This is a genomic window from Streptomyces sp. NPDC085931, from assembly GCF_044540565.1.
Classification (GTDB): domain Bacteria; phylum Actinomycetota; class Actinomycetes; order Streptomycetales; family Streptomycetaceae; genus Streptomyces.
The window spans coordinates 50,129-70,354 of record NZ_JBITSK010000010.1 but is presented as its reverse complement, the minus strand read 5'-3'; the positions used below and the strand labels follow the sequence as shown (position 1 = coordinate 70,354).

The following is a 20,226-nucleotide window of genomic DNA, read 5'->3' as shown; positions in this document are numbered from 1 at the left end:
GCGAAAGCCGGCGGTGGGAATTCCCACCGCCGGCTTTCTCACCGGGTCCGGACTACTGGCAGTCCTCGCCGCTGTTGATGCACTGGACCATCTCGTTCATCAGGTCCTCGTCGAAGAAGTTGATGAAGTCGTTGTGGTCGGTGATCGGCTTGTGCAGCTGCTCCGGGAAGGAGTCCACCGCGAAGGCGTTCTGCACCTGCCCGTTGTTGATCTGCGGCGCCTGCACGTCGTAGACCAGGCGGACCTGGAGCTGGGGGATGGCCCGGAAGCCGTTGGAGCAGCTGCCGTCCGCCTCCACGAAGTCCACGTGGGTGCGGTGGTTGGCGCTGTCGATGTTCTGGCCGTCCCAGCAGCTCTGGAAGTTGGACGTGCGCACCACGGAGCTGCCCTGGGGGCAGATCGGGTACTTGTCCGTCACCTGCCGGTCCTCGAAGCCGGTGCAGCTCCAGGAGGTGTTGGCGTTGTTCAGGCCGTTGGTGAAGGCCTTGGCGTCACCGGTGATGATGCGCAGGGCCTTCGGCATGGCGACGACGTCGCTGGTGCGGTTGCCGACGAACTTCAGCTGCGCCTCGGCCGGCTCGACGATCTTGCCGACGTTGCCGTCCTGGCCACCGCCGGGCTGACCCTGGTCGATGTCCTGCGAGCCGTCCTGGATGCGCAGGACCGGCCAGAAGTACGAGGACTTGTCGCCCTGGTTCTGGCAGGTGGTCTGGGCGTTGGCCAGGTCCTCGTCGCTCGCGAAGGCGTTGTTGCTCTGGTTGCCGACATAGTCGTGCTGGTGCTTCGCGCCGTTGGACACGCCGGGCGCCACGATCACGTTGTCGGAGTTGCGGTTCTCGTTCTCGTTGGTGCCGCAGCTCGTGGTGAACGAGCCGGTGGAGCCGCCGTCGCCGTTCGCGGCGAGGCCGTTGGGCAGGTTGCGGGAGTTGGGCTGGACGTCCTCGATCTTGATGAAGTCCGCCGCCACCGGGCCGTTGTCGGCCTGACCGCCGTTGCCGGCCTGGCCGCCGTTGTTCTGCCCGCCGTTGCCCTGGCCGCCGTTGTTCTGGCCCTGGTCCTGGCCGCCGTTCTGGCCGCCTCCGGCGTTGCCGTCGTTGGTGTTCGGGTTCGCGGCCATGCCCCTGCACCCGGCGAACCTGCGCAGGTCGGGTGCCTTGCCGCCCACCCGCCGGATGTTGATGCCGATCCGGTCCAGGGCCGCGGTCCGCTTCGACTTCAGCGGGCCGAGGATGGCGTTGTTGACGAAGCCGGGGTCACCGGCCTGGGCCCGGCGCGTGGAGGCGAGCCGCGCGTACGCCTCGCTGATCTGCTTGTCGAGGTTCGCCAGCTCCCGGTCCACCCCCCGCCGGGCGCGCTTGGGCACCTTGGTCAGTTTCTGACCGACGTCCGGGCACTGGATCGTGGCGATCTGCGCGCCCGCGGCCTTCGTCTGGTTCGCCGGGTTCTCCTCGTGCGCCGAGGCGTAGAAGTTTGCCCAGATCAGCCCGCCCCCACCGAGCGCTAGGGCCGCCGATGCGGCAATGGCCTTGGTGGCCAGCGGCGTACGGCGTTTTCTTGTGTTGCGTCCCATGGAACTCCTCTGACTTCCTTTTTCGGGGGCATCGAGGCGCCCGACAGGAGTGAAGCGGCTCCCTTCCATACGGAGGCCGTCCCACGGGTGTTCAGAGGTCCCGGAAATTGATGCGAGATCCGTGAGGACTCCGTGTTCTCAACAGCCCCTGGAGTACCGGGAGTTGTTGATCTCGCACCGTCGGTGCACGCGCGGGTCCGGTTTCACCGGCCGTGGTCGAGATACGCGAGAACCGCCAGCACGCGCCGGTTGTCGTCGTCCGAGACCTCAAGGCCCAGTTTGGCGAAGATGTTCGCGGTGTGCTTGGCGATCGCCCGTTCCGTCACGACCAGCTTCGCGGCGATCGCCGCGTTGGACCGGCCCTGCGCCATCAGCTCCAGCACCTCCAGCTCCCGGGGCGTCAGCCGCGTCAGCGGCCGGTCGCCGCCCGACTGCCGCGCCAGCAGCTGCTGGATGACCTGCGGATCCATCGCCGTCCCCCCGGCCGCAACCCGCCGTACCGCGTCCACGAACTGCTCGGCGTCGAAGACCCGGTCCTTCAGCAGATAGCCGACGGCACCGCTGCCGTCGGCGAGCAGCTCGCGCGCGTACAGCTGCTCCACGTGCTGGGAGAGCACCAGCACCGGCAGCCCGGGCCGCTCGCGGCGGGCGTCGAGCGCGCACTGCAGGCCCTCGTCGGTGTGCGTGGGCGGCAGACGCACGTCGACCACCGCCACGTCCGGCTCCAGCTCGGCCAGGGCGGCGGCCAGTTCGGGCCCGGACTCGACGGCCGCCGCGATCTCGAAGCCGTGCGCCTGCAGCAGCCGGACGAGTCCGTCACGCAGCAGGAACAGGTCTTCGGCGAGGACTACGCGCAAGGGATCTCCATGGTGACCATGGTGGGGCCGCCCGCGGGGCTGCTGACGGCCAGGACGCCGTCGAATGTACCGAGTCGCCGCTCCACCCCGGCCAGGCCCGAACCGGCCCCGATCACCGCGCCGCCCTTGCCGTTGTCCGTCACGGTCGCGCGCAGCATGCCGTCCGTCCGGTGCAGGTCCACCCAGATCCGGTCCGCGCCCGAGTGCTTCACGGCGTTGGCGAGGACCTCGCTCACCGCGAAGTACGCGGCCGACTCCACGGGCGCCTCCACCCGCCCGGGCAGGTCCACGTTCACCTCGGTGGGCACCGGCAGCCGCAGCGCCAGCGCCCGCACGGCGTCGCCGAGACCGCGTTCGGCGAGCACCGGCGGGTGGATGCCGCGCACCAGCTCGCGCAGCTCGGTCAGGGCCTCCACCGAGGACGTGCGGGCCTGCGCGATCAGCTCCCTGGCCCGGTCCGGGTCCTTGTCGAGGAGCGCCTCGATGGTGCCCAGGTCCATGCCGACGGCGACCAGGCGGGCCTGTGCCCCGTCGTGCAGGTCCCGCTCGATGCGCCGCAGTTCGGCCGCCGAGGCGTCGACCGCGTCCCGCCGCGTCTCGGTCAGCACCCGCACCCGCTCGGCCAGCTGCTCCTGGTCGCCGCCGAGCATCGCCCGGGTGAGCCGGAAGTGGGCCTGCATCAGGCGCGGGGTGAAGAAGTGCGCGAAGAACAGGATGACCAGGGCGAGGGCGGCGGCACCGAGCGCCGACGCCTGGCCCGTCACCGGCACGAAGCCGTACCAGTACCCGTCGGGGAAGACCCGCCACAGCCCGAGGGCGAGCGCGAACCCCTCCAGCGGCCAGATCAGCAGCGCGGCCGCCAGCAGCGCGGTGGTGAACCCCGCGGTCATGTCGACCGGCAGCCACCTCAGGTCCCGCCACGTCGCAGGGTCGCGCAGCATCCCGAAGGTGCGGGCCCAGGGGTTGGCGTCCCGCGGCAGCGGCCGGTACGCCGGGGGGATCCGCACCCCGCCCCACTCGGCCGCGAGCACCCGCCGCCAGTTCGCGAACGTCCGCACCCCCGTCAGCACGTACGGCGTGGTGACGAGCCCGATCCCGATCGGGATGAGCCCGATCGAGAGCGCGGTCAGGCTGAAGCACAGCACCGCCCCCGGCAGGGAGATCAGGGCCAGGGCCAGCCCCCGCACCGCGGCGAGTCCCATGCCCCGCCCCGCCGTCCGCACCCCGCTGGTCCTCGTGTCGATGGTCATGGCGTTCAGTCTGGCCGGGCGGGCGCGCGCGGTCACGGGGCCCGGCACCCGGCCCGGGGGTGGTGCTACCTCCACCCCCCGGGGGCGGCCGGTGGCTCAGGAGCCGGCGCGGCCGCGAGCACCTTCGCCTCCACCTCCGGATCCAGCCCCTTGACCGTCCGGTCCGGCCGCCGCGGCGCGACCCCGCCGATGGCCCGCAGCCAGCTCCAGGTGTCGGCCACGGTCTCCTCGACGGGCCGGCAGCGCAGACCGGCCGCGAGCGCCCGGGAGACGTCCGCACTGTGCAGGGCGTCGTGCAGGTCGCTGCCCGGCGGCACCCACACCGGCAGCTGGACCCACGGTTCGATGCCCGCCTCCAGGATCACCCCGGGGTCGGTCCACCGGAGTTCGGCCGTACCGCCGGTCACCCGCGCGCAGGCGTCGAGGAGGGTGTGCATCGTGGCGTGCCCCTGCGGTCCCATCAGGTTGTACGGTCCGCTCAGCCCCTGCTCCGCCGCCCCGAGCAGCCACTCGGCCAGGTCCCGGACGTCGACGTACTGCAGGGGGAGCTCCCGCGGCCCCGGCGCCAGGACCGGGCCGCCGCGGGCCATCCGGTTCAGCCACCACGGGAGGCGGCCGACGTTCTCGTAGGGGCCGAGGATCAGCCCGGCCCGGACGAGCACCGACCGGTCCGCGCCGAAGGCGTCCAGGACGGCCAGCTCGCCGCCCCGCTTGTCCCGGGCGTAGTCGGTCGCTCCGGCCTCCGCCGAGGCGCCCTCCACCAGCGGCGCGTCCTCGCCGTACCCGGCGGGCGGGGCCCAGGCGTACACCGAGCAGCTCGACACGTACACGTACCGGCCGGCGCGGTCCCGCAGCAGCCGCGCCGTGTCCCGTACGGCCCGGGGCGCCGCCGACCAGGTGTCGACGACGGCGTCCCACACGCCGGTGTCCTCGGCGAGGGCGGCGAGCCCGCCGGGCGCGGTGCGGTCGCCGTGCAGCGCCCGCACGCCCGGCGGCGCCGCGTGCCGTCCCCGGTGGAAGACGGTCACCTCCCAGCCCCGCGCGAGCGCCGCCTCCACGACGGCCCGCCCCGCGAACTCCGTACCGCCCAGCACCAGAAGTCTCATGCCGAGGACTCTGCCCGGTGCGGCGAGGGGACGGAACGGGGATCTGCTGTCAGCAGACGCGGATCACCGCTCGGCCGGCGGCACGTACTTGTAGCCGACGCGGCGCACCGTGCGGATGGCGTCGCGGTGCTCCGCGCCCAGCTTGCGGCGCAGGCGGGCGATGTGGACGTCGACCGTGCGGCCGTCGCCCACGTGACCGTAGCCCCACACCGTGCCGACCAGCTGGTCACGGGTGTGCACCCGGCCCGGGTGGGCCACCAGGTGGGCGAGGAGCTCGAACTCCAGGTACGTGAGGTCGAGCGGCCGCCCGGCCACCTGGGCGGTGCGCTGCACGGTGTCCACCCGGATCAGCGGCTCGCCGCCCGGCTCGGCCGCGGCCTCGGGCGCCGCGGGCCGGTCGGGCACCGCCACCGGGAACGGGGGCTGCTGGTCGGCGGGGACGAGCACCAGGTAGCCGATCATCGGCGGCTGTCCGGGCAGCGCCGGCAGGGTGTGCGGGGGAGCCGGCAGCCAGGTGGCCCCGGGCGGCAGCAGATCCGCGACCGTCACCACCTCGTCCCGGTCGACGGCGCGCAGCCGGTGCCGGGGGCCGTGGGGGGCGGGGGAGTCGAGGGTGGCGGTGGACAGGGAACGAGTGGTCGCCATGAGAGGTCAGCTCTTTCGCGCGAAGGGTTCGTCGGGAGGTCGACGGCCGCGAGTTCGTGGTCGGGGCCGCCGAGGACGTACGCGGTGCGCGCTGGCCGAAGGCCGGGGTGTACGGCTTTAGAGGGCCGGCGCGTTCGTCGCGCGGCAACACACCCGGTCGAAGTCGTGGTGCTGACGGGAAGGCCAGAAGGGCTCGAGGTCATGGCGACCCGTCGCGGCGTGCTTCTGGTAACTGGCCATGAGCCCATTGAAGCAGACGAGGTACGGCTGCCGGGACCCTTCTCTCACTGCTTGGACATCGAGCGGATGTCGGGTGCGTCACCCGGCCGTCCGCTTGCGCACCGACCACGACAGGGGGCGCCCACCGTGTACGGTGAGCGCCCCCTGGCAGGTCCCGCGGGGCGGGATCAGACCTGGCCGGCCTTCTCCAGCGCCGTGCAGCAGGTGTCGACGAGCAGACGGGTCACCACGTAGGGGTCGACGTTGGCGTTGGGACGGCGGTCCTCGATGTAGCCCTTGCCGTCCTTCTCGACCTGCCACGGGATGCGGACCGAGGCACCGCGGTCGGAGACGCCGTAGGAGAACTTGTCCCACGGGGCGGTCTCGTGCAGGCCGGTCAGGCGGTCGTCGATGCCGGCGCCGTAGTTCTTGACGTGGTCCAGCGGCTTGGAGCCCTCGCCGAGCGCCTCGCACGCGGTGATGATCGCGTCGTAGCCCTCGCGCATGGCCTTGGTGGAGAAGTTGGTGTGCGCGCCCGCGCCGTTCCAGTCGCCCTTGACCGGCTTCGGGTCGAGGGTGGCGGCGATGTCGAAGTCCTCGGCGGTGCGGTAGAGCAGCCAGCGGGCCACCCACAGCTGGTCCGAGACCTCCAGCGGGGCCAGCGGGCCGACCTGGAACTCCCACTGGCCGGGCATGACCTCGGCGTTGATGCCGGACAGGCCGAGACCGGCCTTGAGGCAGTTGTCGAGGTGGGCCTCGACGACGTCGCGGCCGAAGATCTCGTCGGCGCCGACGCCGCAGTAGTAGCCGCCCTGCGGGGCCGGGAAGCCGCCCTTGGGGAAGCCGAGCGGGTAGCCGTCCTTGAAGAACGTGTACTCCTGCTCGATGCCGAAGATCGGCTCCTGCGCCGCGAACTTCTCCGCCACCTCGGCCAGCGCGGCCCGTGTGTTGCTCGGGTGCGGGGTGAGGTCGATGTTCAGCACCTCGCACAGGACCAGGACGTCGTCGCCGCCGCGGATCGGGTCCGGGCAGGTGAAGACCGGCTTGAGCACGCAGTCCGAGGCGTGGCCCTCGGCCTGGTTGGTGGAGGACCCGTCGAAGCCCCAGATCGGCAGGGCGTCCAGACCGGCGGGGGAACCCGCGATGATCTTGGTCTTGGAGCGCAGTTTGGCCGTCGGCTCGGTGCCGTCGATCCAGATGTACTCAGCCTTGAAGGTCACGGGCCACATCCTTCGGGGGTGTGTCTGGGCGCGTATCGCGGGTGCTGCGGCGCTGCGGCACTGAAACGCCGCGCGGTGCTGCCCGGCAGCCTGGCAACGGGCGATTTCCCGGCCATTGCCCGCATGTGAACCCCGTGTTACCTGGTGGCGCTGTGCCGCACCGCACGCGGTGAGGGTGTTTCACCCCGGAACGGGCACGGGTCTCCGGCTGCCCCCCGGCCGGCCGGTGACCTGTGCCCGTGCGCCTGACGTGCCGGTCCCGCCGCCCCGGGCCGGGGGCGGCGGGACCGGTGACACGTACGAGGGTCGGCCGTCCGGCCTCACCCCACCTTCTGGATCACGGCCCGGCGGATCAGGAACTTGCCGGGCTCACGGACCTGTTCGAAGGCCGCGTTGTTGAGCAGCACGCAGCTGCCGGAGACCGAAGTGACCTCCACCGTCGTGGACTTGTTGTTGTCCAGGTTGGTGACCTTCAGCTTCGTGCCGGCCGGGAACTGGTTGCTGGACGCGGCGGGCGCACCGCCCTCGCCGGAGAGCGTGACCGTGGAGCCGTTGCACACCTGCTGCCCGGCCGCCGCGCCACCGCCGCCGTTCCCGGCCGGGGCGGAGGCGGCGGGCGGGGCGGCCGGGGCCGATGCCGCCGGGGCCGACGCGGCGGGGGCCGACGGCTGGGCGGGCTGCGCGGCCTGGGAGTCCTGAGCCGACTCCCCCACCACGCAGCCCGACGCCTCCTGCTTGCGCTTGATCTCCGCGACGACCGCCTCGCGGTTGGCGATCCGGGCCTCGGACTGGGCGTCGGGCCTGGCCCGCTGGTCCGCGATGAACTTCTGGTTGTTGCCGAGGGCGGTGGCCAGGCCCAGGCAGACCGTCGACTCCGACGCCGACTTGGGGGTCGGCGCGGCGTTCGACGTGCTCGCCATGACGAAGGCCCCGCCTCCCGCCACCGTCGCCGCGCTCACCAGCAGCGCGATCTTCTTCTTCGTGCCGAGCGTTCTCCTGCGCGACATGCGCGCCTCCTGAAGCGGTAGGGGAGCGTACGCCGCTATGTACGAGATACCGAACGGGGTTGCTCAGCGGTTGCGGGAGACGCTGAAGTGACCTGCGCCACAGAGGTGTTGGCCGGTGTCAGCGCCCCAGCGCGGCACGTACGGCCTCGTCGGTGCGGGCCACCACCGCCGTGCCGTCGTCCGCGGTGATGATCGGGCGCTGGATCAGCTTCGGGTGCTCGGCCAGCGCCTTGATCCACCGGTCGCGCGTCCCGGCGTCCCGCGGCCACTCCTTCAGTCCGAGCTCCTTGGCGGCCGCCTCCTGCGTCCGGGTGATGTCCCAGGGTTCGAGGCCGAGGCGGGTGAGCACGTCGCGGATCTCGTCCTCGCCCGGCACGTCCTCCAGGTAGCGGCGCACGGTGTAATCGGCGCCCTCGGCGTCGAGCAGCTGCACGGCACTGCGGCACTTCGAGCAGGCCGGATTGATCCAGATCTCCATGCCGCCCACCGTACGCGCTCCCGGTTCTGTTCGATTTTCCGCCGACCCCACCCGCCCCTTCCGCAGCTGCCGTGACGGAGCGCCAATTTCCGTCTCCACCTGGGCTTTTGCGGGTCGTTGCGGACTCCCGGTTGTCAGTGCCCGGCGGTAAACTGGACGCAGTGTTCGAGGGTGACGCCGATGACGCCGACGTCTTCGGCGGACCGCCCGACCGCGACAGGAGGATGCCTGTGCCCGCTGCCGCCCTGAAGTCCAAGCCGTTGCCCACCCAGTCCACCGCGAAGCGTCCCGTCCAGCTCGACCTGCCGTACGCGCCCGTGGAGAAGCGGCCGTTGCCGCCGGGCCGGCCCCGCGAGTGGTACGTGACGCACAACCGCCGCCTCAAGGCGATGCGGCTGGCCATCGCCCTGCTCGACTCCGGCGTCTACCTGCCCCGCCAGGCCGGCAACGACACGATCCGGGACACGGCGGAGCTGATCGGCGTCCACCCGCCGTCGGACACGACGTGTCACATGGTGCGGGCGTTCATGCGCTACGCACGCTGACCGGACCGTCCGCGAGCGCCGGGTGCCCTGCCGGGCGGGGTGCCCGGCCGGGTGGGGTGCCCGGCGCCGGGTCACGCCGCCCGCTCCGGCGCGGCGAACACCGGCGGGTTCAGCCGGGCGAAGCCCTCCTGGCGCTCGTAGGGGAAGTACGGGTACGGCGCCGGGCGGTGGCTCGCCGCGTCCAGTCGCGCCACCTGCTCGGGGGTCAGGCTCCAGCCGACGGCGCCGAGATTCTGGCGCAGCTGCCGCTCGTCGCGGGCGCCGATGATGACGGAGGAGACGGTGGGGCGGCGCAGCAGCCAGTTGAGGGCGATCTGCGGGACGGCCCGGCCCGTCTCCCGCGCGATCTCGTCCAGGACGTCGACCACGCGGTAGAGGTGCTCGTCGTCGACCGGTGGACCGTAGTCGGCGGTGCCGTGCAGCCGGCTGCCGGGCGGGAGCGGGGTGCCGCGGCGGACGCGGCCGGTGAGGCGGCCCCAGCCGAGCGGGCTCCACACCAGGGCGCCGAGGCCCTGGTCGCGGGCGAGCGGCAGCAGCTCCCACTCGTAGTCGCGGCCGACGAGGGAGTAGTACACCTGGTGGGCCACATGGCGGGGGCGGCCGAGCCGGTCCGCGGCGGCGAGGGACTTCATCAGCTGCCAGCCGGAGAAGTTGGAGACGCCGGTGTAGCGCACCTTGCCCGCCCGGACCAGGATGTCCAGGGCGTCCAGCACCTCGTCGACCGGTGTGCCGGCGTCGAAGGCGTGGAGCTGGAACAGGTCGATGTGGTCGGTGCCCAGCCGGCGCAGGGCGTCCTCGCAGGCGGCGATCAGCCGGGAGCGCGAGGTGCCCGCGTCGCCCGGGCCGTCGCCCGTCGGCAGGCCGGTCTTCGTGGAGACGAGCACCCGGTCCCGGCGGCCCTTGATCGCCTGGCCGAGCACCTCCTCGGACGCGCCGGCGGAGTAGACGTCGGCGGTGTCGAACAGCGTGACGCCGGCGTCCAGGCAGATGTCCACCAGGCGGCGCGCCTCCCGCGCGTCGGTCGTGCCCCATGCCCCGAACAGCGGGCCCCGGCCGCCGATGGTGCCGGCGCCGAAGCTCAGCGCGGGGACCATCAGCCCGGACGCGCCCAATCGCCTGTATTCCATCGCGGACCCTCCTCGGTCAATGCTAACGGGTCTGTAGTTCCGTTAGTGGTGATTACGCTAGCAGGGCGAGGCGCTTAAGGGAACAGGAGTACCGTTATGGCTGACGGAGGCGAGCCGGGGACGCTGCGGCCCGGTGGGCGTACGGCCCGGGTGCGGGAGGCCGTGCTGCGCGCGGCCGAGGACGCCCTGACCGAGCAGGGCTTCACCGGCCTGGACCTGGCCGACATCGCCCGCCGCGCGGGAGTGGGCAAGACGACCGTCTACCGCCGCTGGGGGACGGTGACCGGGCTGGTGGCCGACCTCCTGGCGGACATGGCCGAGCAGTCCGCGCCGCGCACCGAGACCGGTTCCCTGCTCGGCGACCTGACGGCCAACGCCCGGCTCGTGCACCGGACCCTGACGGATCCTCGGCAGGGCGCGCTGTTCAAGGCGCTGATCGCCGCCGCGACCGGGGACGAGAGGACGGCCGCCGCACTGCACCGCTTCTACGACATCCGCGTCCGCGAGTGGGCCCCCTGCGTCCGGCAGGCCGTCGACCGGGGCGAGGCGCCCGAGGGCACGGACGCGCACGAGGTGATCCGCGCGGTGTCCGCTCCGCTCTACTACCACCTGCTCGTCAGCGGCGGCCGCCTCGACGAGACCGTGGCCGACCGCGCGGCGAAGGCAGCGGTGATCGCGACCCGGGCGGGGGTGTACGTGCGGGGCCCTGCCGGGGGGTGACGGGGGTGCGGGGGCGGCTCTAAGGCGACTGGCGTTGCGGGCGGCTGAGGGTGCCGGGGATGGGGGGACGAATCGGGGCGACTGGCATCGCGGGTGGCTGCGGCCGAGGGTGAAGTGACCGGGGGGTGCGCCCGTGGCTGAGGGTGACCTGGGGGTGCGGCTGCGGCTGAGGGTGACCGTGGGGTGCGCCCGCGGCTGAGCCCCGACCGTCGGCGACTCCCGGCCGTCGCTCAGCGTGCCGTCAGTTCCTTCTCCAGGGGCGTGCGGAAGCGGGGCGTGATCCTTGTCGTCCCCAGCCAGGCGGTGAGCCGTCGGGCCGCCGTCTCGATCGCCGTGCGGGTCTCCCGGCCGACGCCCTCCTCGTCGAGGATCCGCCAGACGATCTCCCCGTCGGCCCGCTGGGCCCAGCCGCCGATCACCCGCCCGTTCCACCACACCGTCGGTCCCACATTGCCGCTGCGGTCGAACAGGGCGGGCCGCAGCTCCGGTGCGAGATACCAGTCGCGCTGCTGCCAGCCCATGGCCGTGGGGTCGAGGCCCGGCAGGAGCGCGGCCCAGGGCTCGTCCGGCGTCGGCGCCGGCTCGGTGTCGTCCTCCGTCACATAGCCCGTGCCCCCGTCCAGCGACACCGGCCGCGCCCCGATCGCGGCCAGCGCCGCGCGGACCTGCGTCACCCGCCACCCCGTCCACCACTTCAGGTCCGCCTCGGTCGCCGGACCGCACGCGGCGAGCCACCGCCCCAGCAGCTCCGCCCGGGCCCGGGCCTCGTCCAGCTCGGGGTGCTCGGGCGCGAGGGCCCAGCGGAACTGGCTGGACGTCCAGGAGCCGAGCGGCCGGCCACGGACGACCTTCCCCTCCGCGCCGAGCACCTTCAGCAGGCGGGTGGAGACCGTGTGCACCCCCTCGTAGCTCTTGCCGGCCGCGTACACGAACTGCTCCCTCAACCGCGGCTCGTCGCGGGCGAGTTCGGCGGCCGTGGCCTGTCCGCGCCGGGCGAGGGCGGCCAGCGTCGACTCCTCGACCTCCTTCAGCCAGGCCGCGTCCGGCGCCCCCGCCGCCGCCATGTGCTGCAGCAGCGCGGCCCGCTCCCGCGCGGCCACCGCCAGGCCCGTCGAGGCGTGCACGACGGCGGTCAGGGCCGTGGGGAACACGAACACCGTGTGCCGCATCCCGTGCATCCGCACCAGGGAACGGTCCTCGTACAGCGCCCGCCCGGTCTCCTCCACCGTCTTCGCCGGGTCCGCGAGCCGCGCGCCCACCGCCAGGTACACCGTCGCCGGGTCCGTGCCGTGCAGCGCGACGAGCGCGTCGGCGACCGCCTCGGGCGTGGCCGCACGGGCCTGCCCGGCCAGCCGGTGGCGCAGCGCGAGCCGCGCCCGCCGCTCCGCCACACCGATGTACCGCTCCGCCGCCATCCCGGCCTCCCTCCGCGCGTTCGCCTACGGGACAGCATCATGGCGGTCACCACTGACAGCGACCGCGACCAGCCGCGCGACAGCGAGCGGCCGGCCTCGGGCCGGCCCGACCGGCTCATGGCTGGGGCGGCCCGACCGGCCCGCCTCAGGCGCGGCCCGACCGGCCCGTCCCGGGGGCGGTCCGCCCCTGCCGCCGCACGACCGGCCGGTTTCGGGCGCAGCGCGACCGGTCCGTCTCAGGCGTAGCGCTCCAGCAGCCCCGTCACGTACGTCTCCAGCCGCGCTCCCAGCACCTCCGGTGTCAGATCGGTCCGGCCCAGCTCCCGCCACGGGCCCGCCAGCTTCGCCGCGTCCGGGGCGTAGGCCAGTGCGTCGAGCAGCCGCCAGTACAGATGGTCCGGGCCGTCGGCCAGGCGCCGGCCGCCGTGAGCCGTGTAACGGTCCCGGAACCCCAGGCCGTACTCCGCTCCGTGCAGCAGCGCCAGCGCCGTGGAGCAGTGGGCGACATCCAGGTCGGCGGGCCCCCACGAGGTCTCCACCCAGTCGACGACACCACTGACGCGCAGCCCGGCCCCCGAGCCGGTGAACAGCACGTTCCCGGGATGGAAGTCCCGGTGCAGGAAGCACCCCTCGTACGGGGGCGGGTCGCGGCGCAGCACGTCCACCGCCCGCTGCCACACCCCGCCCTCCGGCGCGTTCACCCGCTCCGGCGACGTCCACGCCTGGTACGGGCGGGGCCGCTGCCCGGGCACCACCCGGTGGATCGCGGCCAGTTGGGCCGCCAGCAGCTCCATCCGAAGGCCGAGGTCCTCCTCGTCGACCCGGACCCGCCCCGGCACCACCGTCATCAGCAGCGACGGATGGTCACCGTGCTCGGCGGCCGCGTCCACGCCGATCAGCTCCGGCGCCGGCACGTCCTCCTGCCCGGCCAGCAGGGTGAGCACGGCCGCCTCGCGGGCCAGCAGCCCGGGCGCGTGGCGCCGGAAGAAGGGCGCCACGAAGGTCCGCAGCGCCAGGGCGGTGCCGTCGTCGAGGGTGAGCCGCCGCGACTGGGCGCTCCAACCGCCGGTCAGGAAGGCGGACTTCACGACCCGGCGGCCCGCGGGAAGCTGTGCGGCCACCCAGGCGCGCGTGGCCGTCCAGCCCTGCTCGCCGAGCCCGGCCAGCAGGGACGTGACGAACTCCCGCCGGTCCTCCGGGTGGTCGCGGAACCACGGCCCCAACCGGTGTTCCGCCGCGGGCAGTTCCCAGTGGGTGAACTGGGCACGCCGGGCCAGCGCCGCCGAGACGGCCTCGGTCACGGCGGGCGGAATGACCTCGTCCGTGCCCGGCACCGCGAGCACCGCCCGGCCCTCGTAGCCCCGCAGCACGTCGAGCGCGGGCGACTCGCGCCAGCTCCCGGGTCGCCGGATGAGCGCGCTGAACCGTCCGTCCCCGTCGCCGAACGGCACGTTCCACGCCTCGGCCGCGTACACCGCCGGCGCGCACAGGCCCAGGGCCACCACCCGGTCCCCGTAGTGCCGCACCAGGTCGGCCACCGTCTGGCCGCTCATGCTGAAGCCGACCAGGACCAGCGGCGCGTGCGCGGCCACGCGCGCGTCGATCACGGAGACGGCCTGGTCGAACCGGCGGCGCAGGCTCAGCTCCCGCAGCCGGCCGCTGCTCTTCCCGTGCCCCGAGAAGTCGAAGGCGAGGGCGTGGCAGCCGTGGGCGGCGAACTCCTCCAGCAGCGGCAGCAGCCGCTCCTTGCTCCCGTGGCCGGCGCCGTGCAGCAGGACGGCGGTCGCCGCCCCCGCGTCACCGGCGTCGGCGTACCAGCCGCTGAGCGTTTCACCGTCGGCGGCGTGCGTGAACTCGGTTCGCATGGCAGGCATCGGCTCGCTCATACGGCCATTCACTCACGCGGCGCGCCCCCGGACCGGCGAAGACGTCAGCCCTCGGCCACCGCGTACCCGGGCACGGACGGCCACCGCACGGTGAGCACCACCGACTCCTCCTCCGCACGCCAGGAGTGATCGACCCCGCGCCCCCACACCACGTAGTCCCCCTGCCGCTCCAGCAGAACGCTGCGCCCGGGCAGTTCGACGCGGAAGCGCCCGCTGATCAGGACCAGCAGCGCCGTCCGCTCCTCACCCCGCACCCACCGCGAACGCGCCTCGCCCCGCGGGTGCACCCCCCCCGTCGTCCACGCGCCCGGACGCTAGCAGCCGCCCCGGGGCGGCCGGCTAGTGAGGCGGGCGGAAGCCGGTGTAGCCGAGCAGCACGATCAACGCCGCCACGCAGCCGAGCACCAAGGCCGTCGAGACCCAGGGCGACCGCGAGGAGGACCGCTGCCGCGACCGCAGACCCCGCCGTCGTGACCGCCCGTGCTCCGGATCGGCCCGGAACGGCACCGGCCCGGGCGGATTGTCCTTCCACCGCGCGGCGAGCATCCGGGCCCTGGCCGAGGGCTCCTTGTGCTCGGCCCGGTCCGCCCAGCGGAGATCGAACTCGCGCTCCGGGAAGTCCTGTTCGTGCTCGGGCATCGCCGCTCCACCCCCGTGTGGTCCTGTCAGCAGAGTAGAACAAACGCCCGCGCCCCCGCTGTGCGAGCACAACGGGGGCGCGGACGATCCGCTTCGGTCAGGTGCCGATCACACGTCGAAGTACAGCTCGAACTCGTGCGGGTGCGGGCGCAGCTGCAGCGGTGCGATCTCGTTCGTGCGCTTGAAGTCGATCCACGTCTCGATCAGGTCCGGCGTGAAGACGTCGCCCTGGAGGAGGAACTCGTGGTCGGCCTCCAGGGAGTCCAGGACCGCCGGGAGGGAGGTCGGGACCTGCGGGACGCCCGCGTGCTCCTCGGGGGCCAGCTCGTAGAGGTCCTTGTCGATCGGCTCGGCCGGCTCGATCTTGTTCTTGATGCCGTCCAGGCCCGCCAGCAGCAGCGCGGAGAAGGCCAGGTACGGGTTGCCGGAGGAGTCGGGCGCGCGGAACTCGACGCGCTTGGCCTTCGGGTTCGAGCCGGTGATCGGGATGCGCATGGCCGCGGAGCGGTTGCGCTGCGAGTACACCAGGTTGACCGGGGCCTCGAAGCCGGGCACCAGGCGGTGGTAGGAGTTCACCGTCGGGTTGGTGAAGGCCAGCAGCGACGGGGCGTGCTTGAGGATGCCGCCGATGTAGTAGCGGGCGGTGTCCGACAGGCCCGCGTAACCGGCCTCGTCGTAGAAGAGGGGCTGGCCGCCGGCCCACAGCGACTGGTGGACGTGCATGCCCGAGCCGTTGTCACCGAAGATCGGCTTCGGCATGAAGGTCGCGGTCTTGCCGTTCTTCCACGCCACGTTCTTCACGATGTACTTGAAGAGCTGGAGGTCGTCGGCGGCGGCGAGCAGCGTGTTGAACTTGTAGTTGATCTCGGCCTGGCCGGCGGTGCCCACCTCGTGGTGCTGGCGCTCGACCTTCAGGCCGGCCCGCTCCAGCTCCAGGGAGATCTCGGCACGCAGGTCGGCGAAGTGGTCGACCGGCGGGACCGGGAAGTAGCCGCCCTTGTACCGGACCTTGTAGCCGCGGTTGTCCTCCAGCGCACCGGTGTTCCAGGCGCCGGCCTCGGAGTCGATGTGGTAGAAGGACTCGTTCGCGCTGGTCGCGAAGCGGACGGAGTCGAAGACGTAGAACTCGGCCTCGGGACCGAAGTACGCCGTGTCGGCGATCCCGGTGGACGCCAGGTAGGCCTCGGCCTTCTTCGCCACGTTGCGCGGGTCACGGGAGTACTGCTCGCCCGTGATCGGGTCGTGGATGAAGAAGTTGATGTTCAGCGTCTTGTCCCGGCGGAACGGGTCGACCCGGGCGGTCGACAGGTCCGCGCGCAGCGCCATGTCGGACTCGTGAATGGCCTGGAAACCCCGGATCGAGGAGCCGTCGAAGGCGAGCTCCTCGTCGGCGTCGAACGCCTCCGCAGGCACCGTGAAGTGCTGCATCACGCCCGGGAGGTCGCAGAAGCGGACGTCGATGAACTTGACGTCCTCGTCCGCGATGAACTTCTTGGCCTCGTCGGCGTTCTGGAACATCCAGCTCCTCCTACTCCCGACCGTCCCGCCGGGGTGGTAGTTCGATCGTGCGGCCAGTGCGGGTGGCACACGCTGTCCCCGACCCTAGGGACGGGTGATTTCTCGGGCGTGACTCATTTGTTTCGCACAAGTTAACCGGCTCTCCTTCCACCGTAGCCCCGGCGCACCCCGCCGTGCTCCGGTCATATAGGGGCGCAGTACCGTGGACGGGTGGACAACAGGCAAGCACTCGGATCGTGGCTCTCCGGGCCCCGCGCGGCCGCGGAAGAGGCCGGTGTCGACTTCGGCTACCGGGGCGAGCAGCTCGGTCTGCCCGAGGAGGGGCCCGGCTCGATCGCCCGCCCGGGCCGGCGTCTGGGCGCCCTCGCCGTGGACTGGGGCCTCAGCCTCCTGATCGCATACGGCCTCATCACCCAGAGCTACAACGAGGCGGCGCAGATCTGGGCGCCGCTGATCATGTTCGCGCTGATGGTGCTCACCGTCGGTACGGTCGGCTTCACCCCGGGCAAGCGCCTGTTCGGCCTGCGCGTGCTGGCCCTGGAGACCGGCCGCGTCAGCCCCTGGCGCTCCGCCCTGCGCACGGTCCTGCTCTTCCTCGCCATCCCCGCCCTGATCTGGGACCGCGACGGCCGCGGCCTGCACGACCGGCTCGCGGGCACGGTCGAGGTCCGCATCTGAGGTCCGCCGTACGACGAAGGGGCGCCCGGAGTGATCCGGGCGCCCCTTCGTCGCACGCGTTGCGGGGGTCAGCGGGCCTTCGGCCCGCCCTTCGGCAGCCGCATGCCCTTCGGCATCGGCCCCTTCGGCAGCGGCATGTTGCTCATCAGGTCCCCCAGCGCGCGCAGCCGGTCGTTGGTGGCGGTGACCTGCGGGCCGGTCAGCACGCGCGGCAGCTTCAGCATGGTCGTGCGCAGCTTCTTCAGCTCGACCTGGCCCTCGCCCGTGCCCACGACCAGGTCGTGCACCGGGACGTCCGCGACGATGCGGTTCATCTTCCGCTTCTCGGCGGCCAGCAGGGTCTTCACCCGGTTCGGGTTGCCCTCGGCGACCAGCACGATGCCCGCCTTGCCGACCGCGCGGTGCACCACATCCTGATTGCGGTTCATCGCCACCGCGGGGGTCGTCGTCCACCCCCGGCCGATGTTGTCGAGCACCGCCGCCGCGGCGCCGGGCTGGCCCTCCATCTGCCCGAAGGCGGCCCGCTCGGCCCGGCGCCCGAACACGATCGCCGTCGCGAGGAAGGCGAGCAGAAGGCCCAGGATGCCGAGATAGATGGGGTGACCGATCAAGAAACCGATCGCGAGGAAGACACCGAAGGTGACGATTCCGACAGCCGCGAGTACAAGACCGATCTTCTTGTCGGCCCTGCGGGTCATCTTGTAGGTCAGGGCGATCTGCTTCAGTCGCCCGGTGTTCGCAGCGTCCGCTGCGGTTTCCTTCCTCGCCATGGCACGAAGTCTACGTGGCCCGACGAGCGCGGACGACGGCAGTGTCCGCGGGGACCCCGTGGGGGAGGGGGCCCGGACTCAGGGGCGGACGGAGACGGAGCGGGTGAGGGACTGCTCGAGGACGCGCTGCGCCTCGACCCGGTCCTTGGCGCGACGGCGGTCCTCCAGCACGGAGGTCCAGGCGTTGCGACGGGCGGTGCGCTGACCGCCGCTCAGCAGCAGCGACTCCACGGCGCGCAGGGCGGTCGTGAAGGACGGGATCGCGGTGGCGCGAACAGGCGCGGCCTGCATGGGTGAGGTCCCCCCTCGGTACGGGTGTACGTGCTGTGAGTCCAGCGTCACTGTTTGGTGTTACCAGGGCGTGACCGACCGGTCAAACACCCATGAAGCCCCGGCGGGGAGCGGCGGAACGCCGACGCGGCCCTGACAGGTGTCCTCATCTGCGAGGACGGTCAGGACCGCGTCATATCGGTCGCTACCCGCCGGTAGCGTCTTGTGCGGGAATTCACACGCTTGCCCTCCCCTCGGTGGGGAAGAGCGGTGACGGCTCGTCAGACGGCCTGGGCCGCGATGCGCGCGTCCCGCTGCTCCATGGCCATCCGGTAGAGCCGCCCGGCGCGGTACGAGGAGCGCACCAGCGGGCCGGACATCACGCCGGAGAAGCCGATCTGCTCGGCCTCCTGCTGCAGCTCCACGAACTCCTGCGGCTTGACCCAGCGCTCCACCGGGTGGTGCCGCACGGAGGGCCGCAGATACTGCGTGATGGTGACGAGTTCGCAGCCCGCGTCGTGCAGCTGCTTCAGCGCGTCGCTGACCTCCTCGCGGGTCTCGCCCATGCCGAGGATCAGGTTCGACTTGGTGACCAGGCCGTAGTCGCGGGCCTCGGTGATGACCTTCAGGGAGCGCTCGTAGCGGAAGCCGGGGCGGATGCGCTTGAAGATGCGCGGGACGGTCTCGACGTTGTGCGCGAAGACCTCGGGGCGGGAGGCGAAGACCTCCTCCAGCAGCTCCGGCACGGCGTTGAAGTCGGGGGCGAGCAGCTCGACCTTGGTGTGGCCGCCTTCGCGGTCCGCCGTCTGCTGGTGGATCTGGCGCACGGTCTCCGCGTACAGCCAGGCGCCGCCGTCGGCCAGGTCGTCGCGGGCGACGCCGGTGATCGTGGCGTAGTTCAGGTCCATCGCGACCACGGACTCACCCACGCGGCGCGGCTCGTCGCGGTCGAGCGCCTCGGGCTTGCCGGTGTCGATCTGGCAGAAGTCGCAGCGCCGGGTGCACTGGTCGCCGCCGATGAGGAAGGTGGCCTCCCGGTCCTCCCAGCACTCGTAGATGTTCGGGCAGCCGGCTTCCTGGCAGACCGTGTGCAGGCCCTCGCTCTTCACGAGGTTCTGCATCTTCGTGTACTCGGGGCCCATTTTCGCCCGGGTCTTGATCCACTCGGGCTTGCGCTCGATGGGGGTCTGGCTGTTGCGGACCTCCAGGCGCAGCATCTTGCGTCCGTCGGGTGCGACTGCGGACACGACCGGCTCCCTAGCGTTTGATTCTTCGGCGTCCTCAAGGGTACGCCCGTGGATTTGAATGCCTCTGTGTGGTGTCAGCCGCTCCCCGCGGACTTTTATGCCGCCGGGGTCCGCTCGATCTCCCGCGGTTTCAGCTCGGCGTTCTCCAGCACGTCGCGCAGGTGGCGCTCCACCACGGGCAGGACCTCCTCGATCGTCACGTCCCGGCCCAGCTCGCCGGCGAGGGAGGCCACGCCCGCGTCGCGGATGCCGCAGGGGATGATCCGGTCGAACCACTTGTTGTCGGGGTTCACGTTGAGCGCGAAGCCGTGCATCGTGACGCCCTTGGCGACCCGGATGCCGATGGCGGCGATCTTGCGGTCCTCGCGGCGCTGGCCGGCGTTGGACGGGGCGTACTCCGGGCCGTTCAGCCGCGGGTCGAACTCCTCGTCGTGCAGGCGCGGGTCGAAGTCCAGGGAGAGCCCGCCGAGTGAGGGGCGCTGCTCCACGGGGTCGCCCAGGACCCACACGCCGCTGCGCCCCTCGACCCGGGTGGTCTCCAGCCCGAACTCGGCGCAGGTGCGGATCAGGGCCTCTTCCAGGCGGCGGACGTGGGCGACCACGTCCACGGGGCGGGGCAGCTTCTGGATCGGGTAGCCGACCAGCTGCCCGGGGCCGTGCCAGGTGATCTTGCCGCCGCGGTCCACGTCGATGACCGGCGTGCCGTCCAGGGGGCGCTCGTTGTCCGCCGTGCGCCGGCCGGCCGTGTAGACCGGCGGGTGCTCCAGGAGCAGTACGGTGTCGGGGACCTCGTCGGCGAAGCGCGCCGCGTGCACCCGGCGCTGCTCGTCCCACGCCTCCTGGTACTCGACGGCCTCGTCACCGAACCCCATACGGACGAACCGCAACTCACTCACGGCAAGCGCCTCCCTCGAACGGGTGTGTAAGGCACGTATCGCGCCCAAGCCACTGTACGTCCGGCCCGCACGCGTCAGTCCCGGGGTCAATCCTCACACGATCGGATGAATGTCCGGGAAAATGTGTGATGGGGTGCTTACTCTCCGCTACATTCGCGCCGTC

20 protein-coding genes and 1 pseudogene are annotated in these 20,226 nt (G+C 72.3%); 3 read left to right on the top strand and 18 right to left on the bottom strand.

The features are described 5' to 3' along the window. Nucleotides 1–52 precede the first annotated feature (52 nt). From ACIGAN_RS22095 to ACIGAN_RS22060, 8 genes are all read right to left on the bottom strand, one after another. Nucleotides 53–1,570, bottom strand: a complete 1,518-nt coding sequence (locus ACIGAN_RS22095) for a DUF1996 domain-containing protein (protein ID WP_399859770.1) — start codon at nucleotides 1,568–1,570, stop codon at nucleotides 53–55. 203 nt (nucleotides 1,571–1,773) lie between these two features. Next, the gene (locus ACIGAN_RS22090) at nucleotides 1,774–2,427 is read right to left on the bottom strand and encodes a response regulator transcription factor (RefSeq protein ID WP_365086708.1); all 654 of its coding nucleotides are present in this window, start codon (nucleotides 2,425–2,427) and stop codon (nucleotides 1,774–1,776) included. Then, a complete protein-coding gene (locus ACIGAN_RS22085) occupies nucleotides 2,418–3,677 on the bottom strand; it encodes a sensor histidine kinase (RefSeq protein WP_399859768.1) in 1,260 nt (419 codons plus the stop codon). Before ACIGAN_RS22085 ends, ACIGAN_RS22090 begins: the two co-directional genes overlap by 10 nt. Nucleotides 3,678–3,742: 65 nt before the next feature. Further along, nucleotides 3,743–4,783 carry an SDR family oxidoreductase gene (locus ACIGAN_RS22080; protein WP_399859766.1) on the bottom strand — a complete coding sequence of 347 codons (1,041 nt, stop codon included), beginning with the start codon at nucleotides 4,781–4,783 and terminating at the stop codon, nucleotides 3,743–3,745. A gap of 63 nt (nucleotides 4,784–4,846) precedes the next feature. Continuing rightward, nucleotides 4,847–5,428 carry a winged helix-turn-helix domain-containing protein gene (locus ACIGAN_RS22075; protein WP_399859764.1) on the bottom strand — a complete coding sequence of 194 codons (582 nt, stop codon included), beginning with the start codon at nucleotides 5,426–5,428 and terminating at the stop codon, nucleotides 4,847–4,849. A gap of 407 nt (nucleotides 5,429–5,835) precedes the next feature. Then, on the bottom strand, nucleotides 5,836–6,867 hold the full coding sequence (gene glnII, locus ACIGAN_RS22070) for a glutamine synthetase (protein ID WP_365086696.1): 1,032 nt from the start codon (nucleotides 6,865–6,867) through the stop codon (nucleotides 5,836–5,838). 320 nt (nucleotides 6,868–7,187) lie between these two features. Then, complete coding sequence (locus tag ACIGAN_RS22065; RefSeq protein ID WP_399859761.1) at nucleotides 7,188–7,874, bottom strand: hypothetical protein; 687 nt, start codon at nucleotides 7,872–7,874, stop codon at nucleotides 7,188–7,190. A 118-nt stretch (nucleotides 7,875–7,992) separates the two neighbouring features. Next, nucleotides 7,993–8,352 (bottom strand): arsenate reductase family protein, encoded by a 360-nt coding sequence (locus ACIGAN_RS22060; RefSeq protein ID WP_399859759.1) that lies wholly within the window; start codon nucleotides 8,350–8,352, stop codon nucleotides 7,993–7,995. A gap of 230 nt (nucleotides 8,353–8,582) precedes the next feature. Here ACIGAN_RS22060 and ACIGAN_RS22055 point away from each other — a divergent pair, with 230 nt between their 5' ends. After that, nucleotides 8,583–8,897, top strand: a complete 315-nt coding sequence (locus ACIGAN_RS22055; RefSeq protein WP_399860088.1) for a hypothetical protein — start codon at nucleotides 8,583–8,585, stop codon at nucleotides 8,895–8,897. A 71-nt stretch (nucleotides 8,898–8,968) separates the two neighbouring features. On the opposite strand, the gene ACIGAN_RS22050 is transcribed toward ACIGAN_RS22055, so the two are convergent. After that, complete coding sequence (locus tag ACIGAN_RS22050) at nucleotides 8,969–10,024, bottom strand: aldo/keto reductase (RefSeq protein WP_399859757.1); 1,056 nt, start codon at nucleotides 10,022–10,024, stop codon at nucleotides 8,969–8,971. Nucleotides 10,025–10,120: 96 nt separating this feature from the next. Between ACIGAN_RS22050 and ACIGAN_RS22045 the strand changes: the two genes are divergently transcribed. Next, on the top strand, nucleotides 10,121–10,744 hold the full coding sequence (locus ACIGAN_RS22045) for a TetR/AcrR family transcriptional regulator (RefSeq protein ID WP_365737831.1): 624 nt from the start codon (nucleotides 10,121–10,123) through the stop codon (nucleotides 10,742–10,744). Nucleotides 10,745–10,974: 230 nt separating this feature from the next. On the opposite strand, the gene ACIGAN_RS22040 is transcribed toward ACIGAN_RS22045, so the two are convergent. The 5 genes and pseudogenes from ACIGAN_RS22040 to glnA all read right to left on the bottom strand — a co-directional run bounded on the left by ACIGAN_RS22040 (nucleotide 10,975) and on the right by glnA (nucleotide 16,202). Then, nucleotides 10,975–12,159, bottom strand: a complete 1,185-nt coding sequence (locus tag ACIGAN_RS22040; protein WP_399859755.1) for a winged helix DNA-binding domain-containing protein — start codon at nucleotides 12,157–12,159, stop codon at nucleotides 10,975–10,977. A 236-nt stretch (nucleotides 12,160–12,395) separates the two neighbouring features. Next, a complete protein-coding gene (locus ACIGAN_RS22035; protein WP_399860085.1) occupies nucleotides 12,396–14,024 on the bottom strand; it encodes an alpha/beta fold hydrolase in 1,629 nt (542 codons plus the stop codon). Between the two features lie 65 nt (nucleotides 14,025–14,089). Next, nucleotides 14,090–14,335: pseudogene (locus tag ACIGAN_RS22030) on the bottom strand (signal peptidase I); the annotation flags it as partial. A gap of 49 nt (nucleotides 14,336–14,384) precedes the next feature. Then, the gene (locus tag ACIGAN_RS22025; protein WP_399859753.1) at nucleotides 14,385–14,684 is read right to left on the bottom strand and encodes an SCO2583/SCO2584 N-terminal domain-containing protein; all 300 of its coding nucleotides are present in this window, start codon (nucleotides 14,682–14,684) and stop codon (nucleotides 14,385–14,387) included. 108 nt (nucleotides 14,685–14,792) lie between these two features. Then, nucleotides 14,793–16,202 (bottom strand): type I glutamate--ammonia ligase, encoded by a 1,410-nt coding sequence (gene glnA / locus ACIGAN_RS22020; protein WP_309096258.1) that lies wholly within the window; start codon nucleotides 16,200–16,202, stop codon nucleotides 14,793–14,795. Nucleotides 16,203–16,412: 210 nt separating this feature from the next. On the opposite strand from glnA, the gene ACIGAN_RS22015 reads away from it, so the two are divergent. Beyond that, on the top strand, nucleotides 16,413–16,880 hold the full coding sequence (locus tag ACIGAN_RS22015; protein ID WP_365086662.1) for an RDD family protein: 468 nt from the start codon (nucleotides 16,413–16,415) through the stop codon (nucleotides 16,878–16,880). Between the two features lie 68 nt (nucleotides 16,881–16,948). On the opposite strand, the gene ACIGAN_RS22010 is transcribed toward ACIGAN_RS22015, so the two are convergent. The 4 genes from ACIGAN_RS22010 to lipB all read right to left on the bottom strand — a co-directional run bounded on the left by ACIGAN_RS22010 (nucleotide 16,949) and on the right by lipB (nucleotide 20,063). Continuing rightward, nucleotides 16,949–17,650, bottom strand: a complete 702-nt coding sequence (locus ACIGAN_RS22010; protein WP_094056590.1) for a DUF4191 domain-containing protein — start codon at nucleotides 17,648–17,650, stop codon at nucleotides 16,949–16,951. Nucleotides 17,651–17,728: 78 nt separating this feature from the next. Beyond that, nucleotides 17,729–17,941 carry an SCO2195 family GlnR-regulated protein gene (locus tag ACIGAN_RS22005; protein WP_365086659.1) on the bottom strand — a complete coding sequence of 71 codons (213 nt, stop codon included), beginning with the start codon at nucleotides 17,939–17,941 and terminating at the stop codon, nucleotides 17,729–17,731. Between the two features lie 260 nt (nucleotides 17,942–18,201). Then, the gene (gene lipA / locus ACIGAN_RS22000) at nucleotides 18,202–19,167 is read right to left on the bottom strand and encodes a lipoyl synthase (protein WP_399859749.1); all 966 of its coding nucleotides are present in this window, start codon (nucleotides 19,165–19,167) and stop codon (nucleotides 18,202–18,204) included. Nucleotides 19,168–19,262: 95 nt separating this feature from the next. Next, nucleotides 19,263–20,063 (bottom strand): lipoyl(octanoyl) transferase LipB, encoded by an 801-nt coding sequence (gene lipB / locus ACIGAN_RS21995; protein ID WP_365086653.1) that lies wholly within the window; start codon nucleotides 20,061–20,063, stop codon nucleotides 19,263–19,265. Nucleotides 20,064–20,226: the final 163 nt, after the last annotated feature.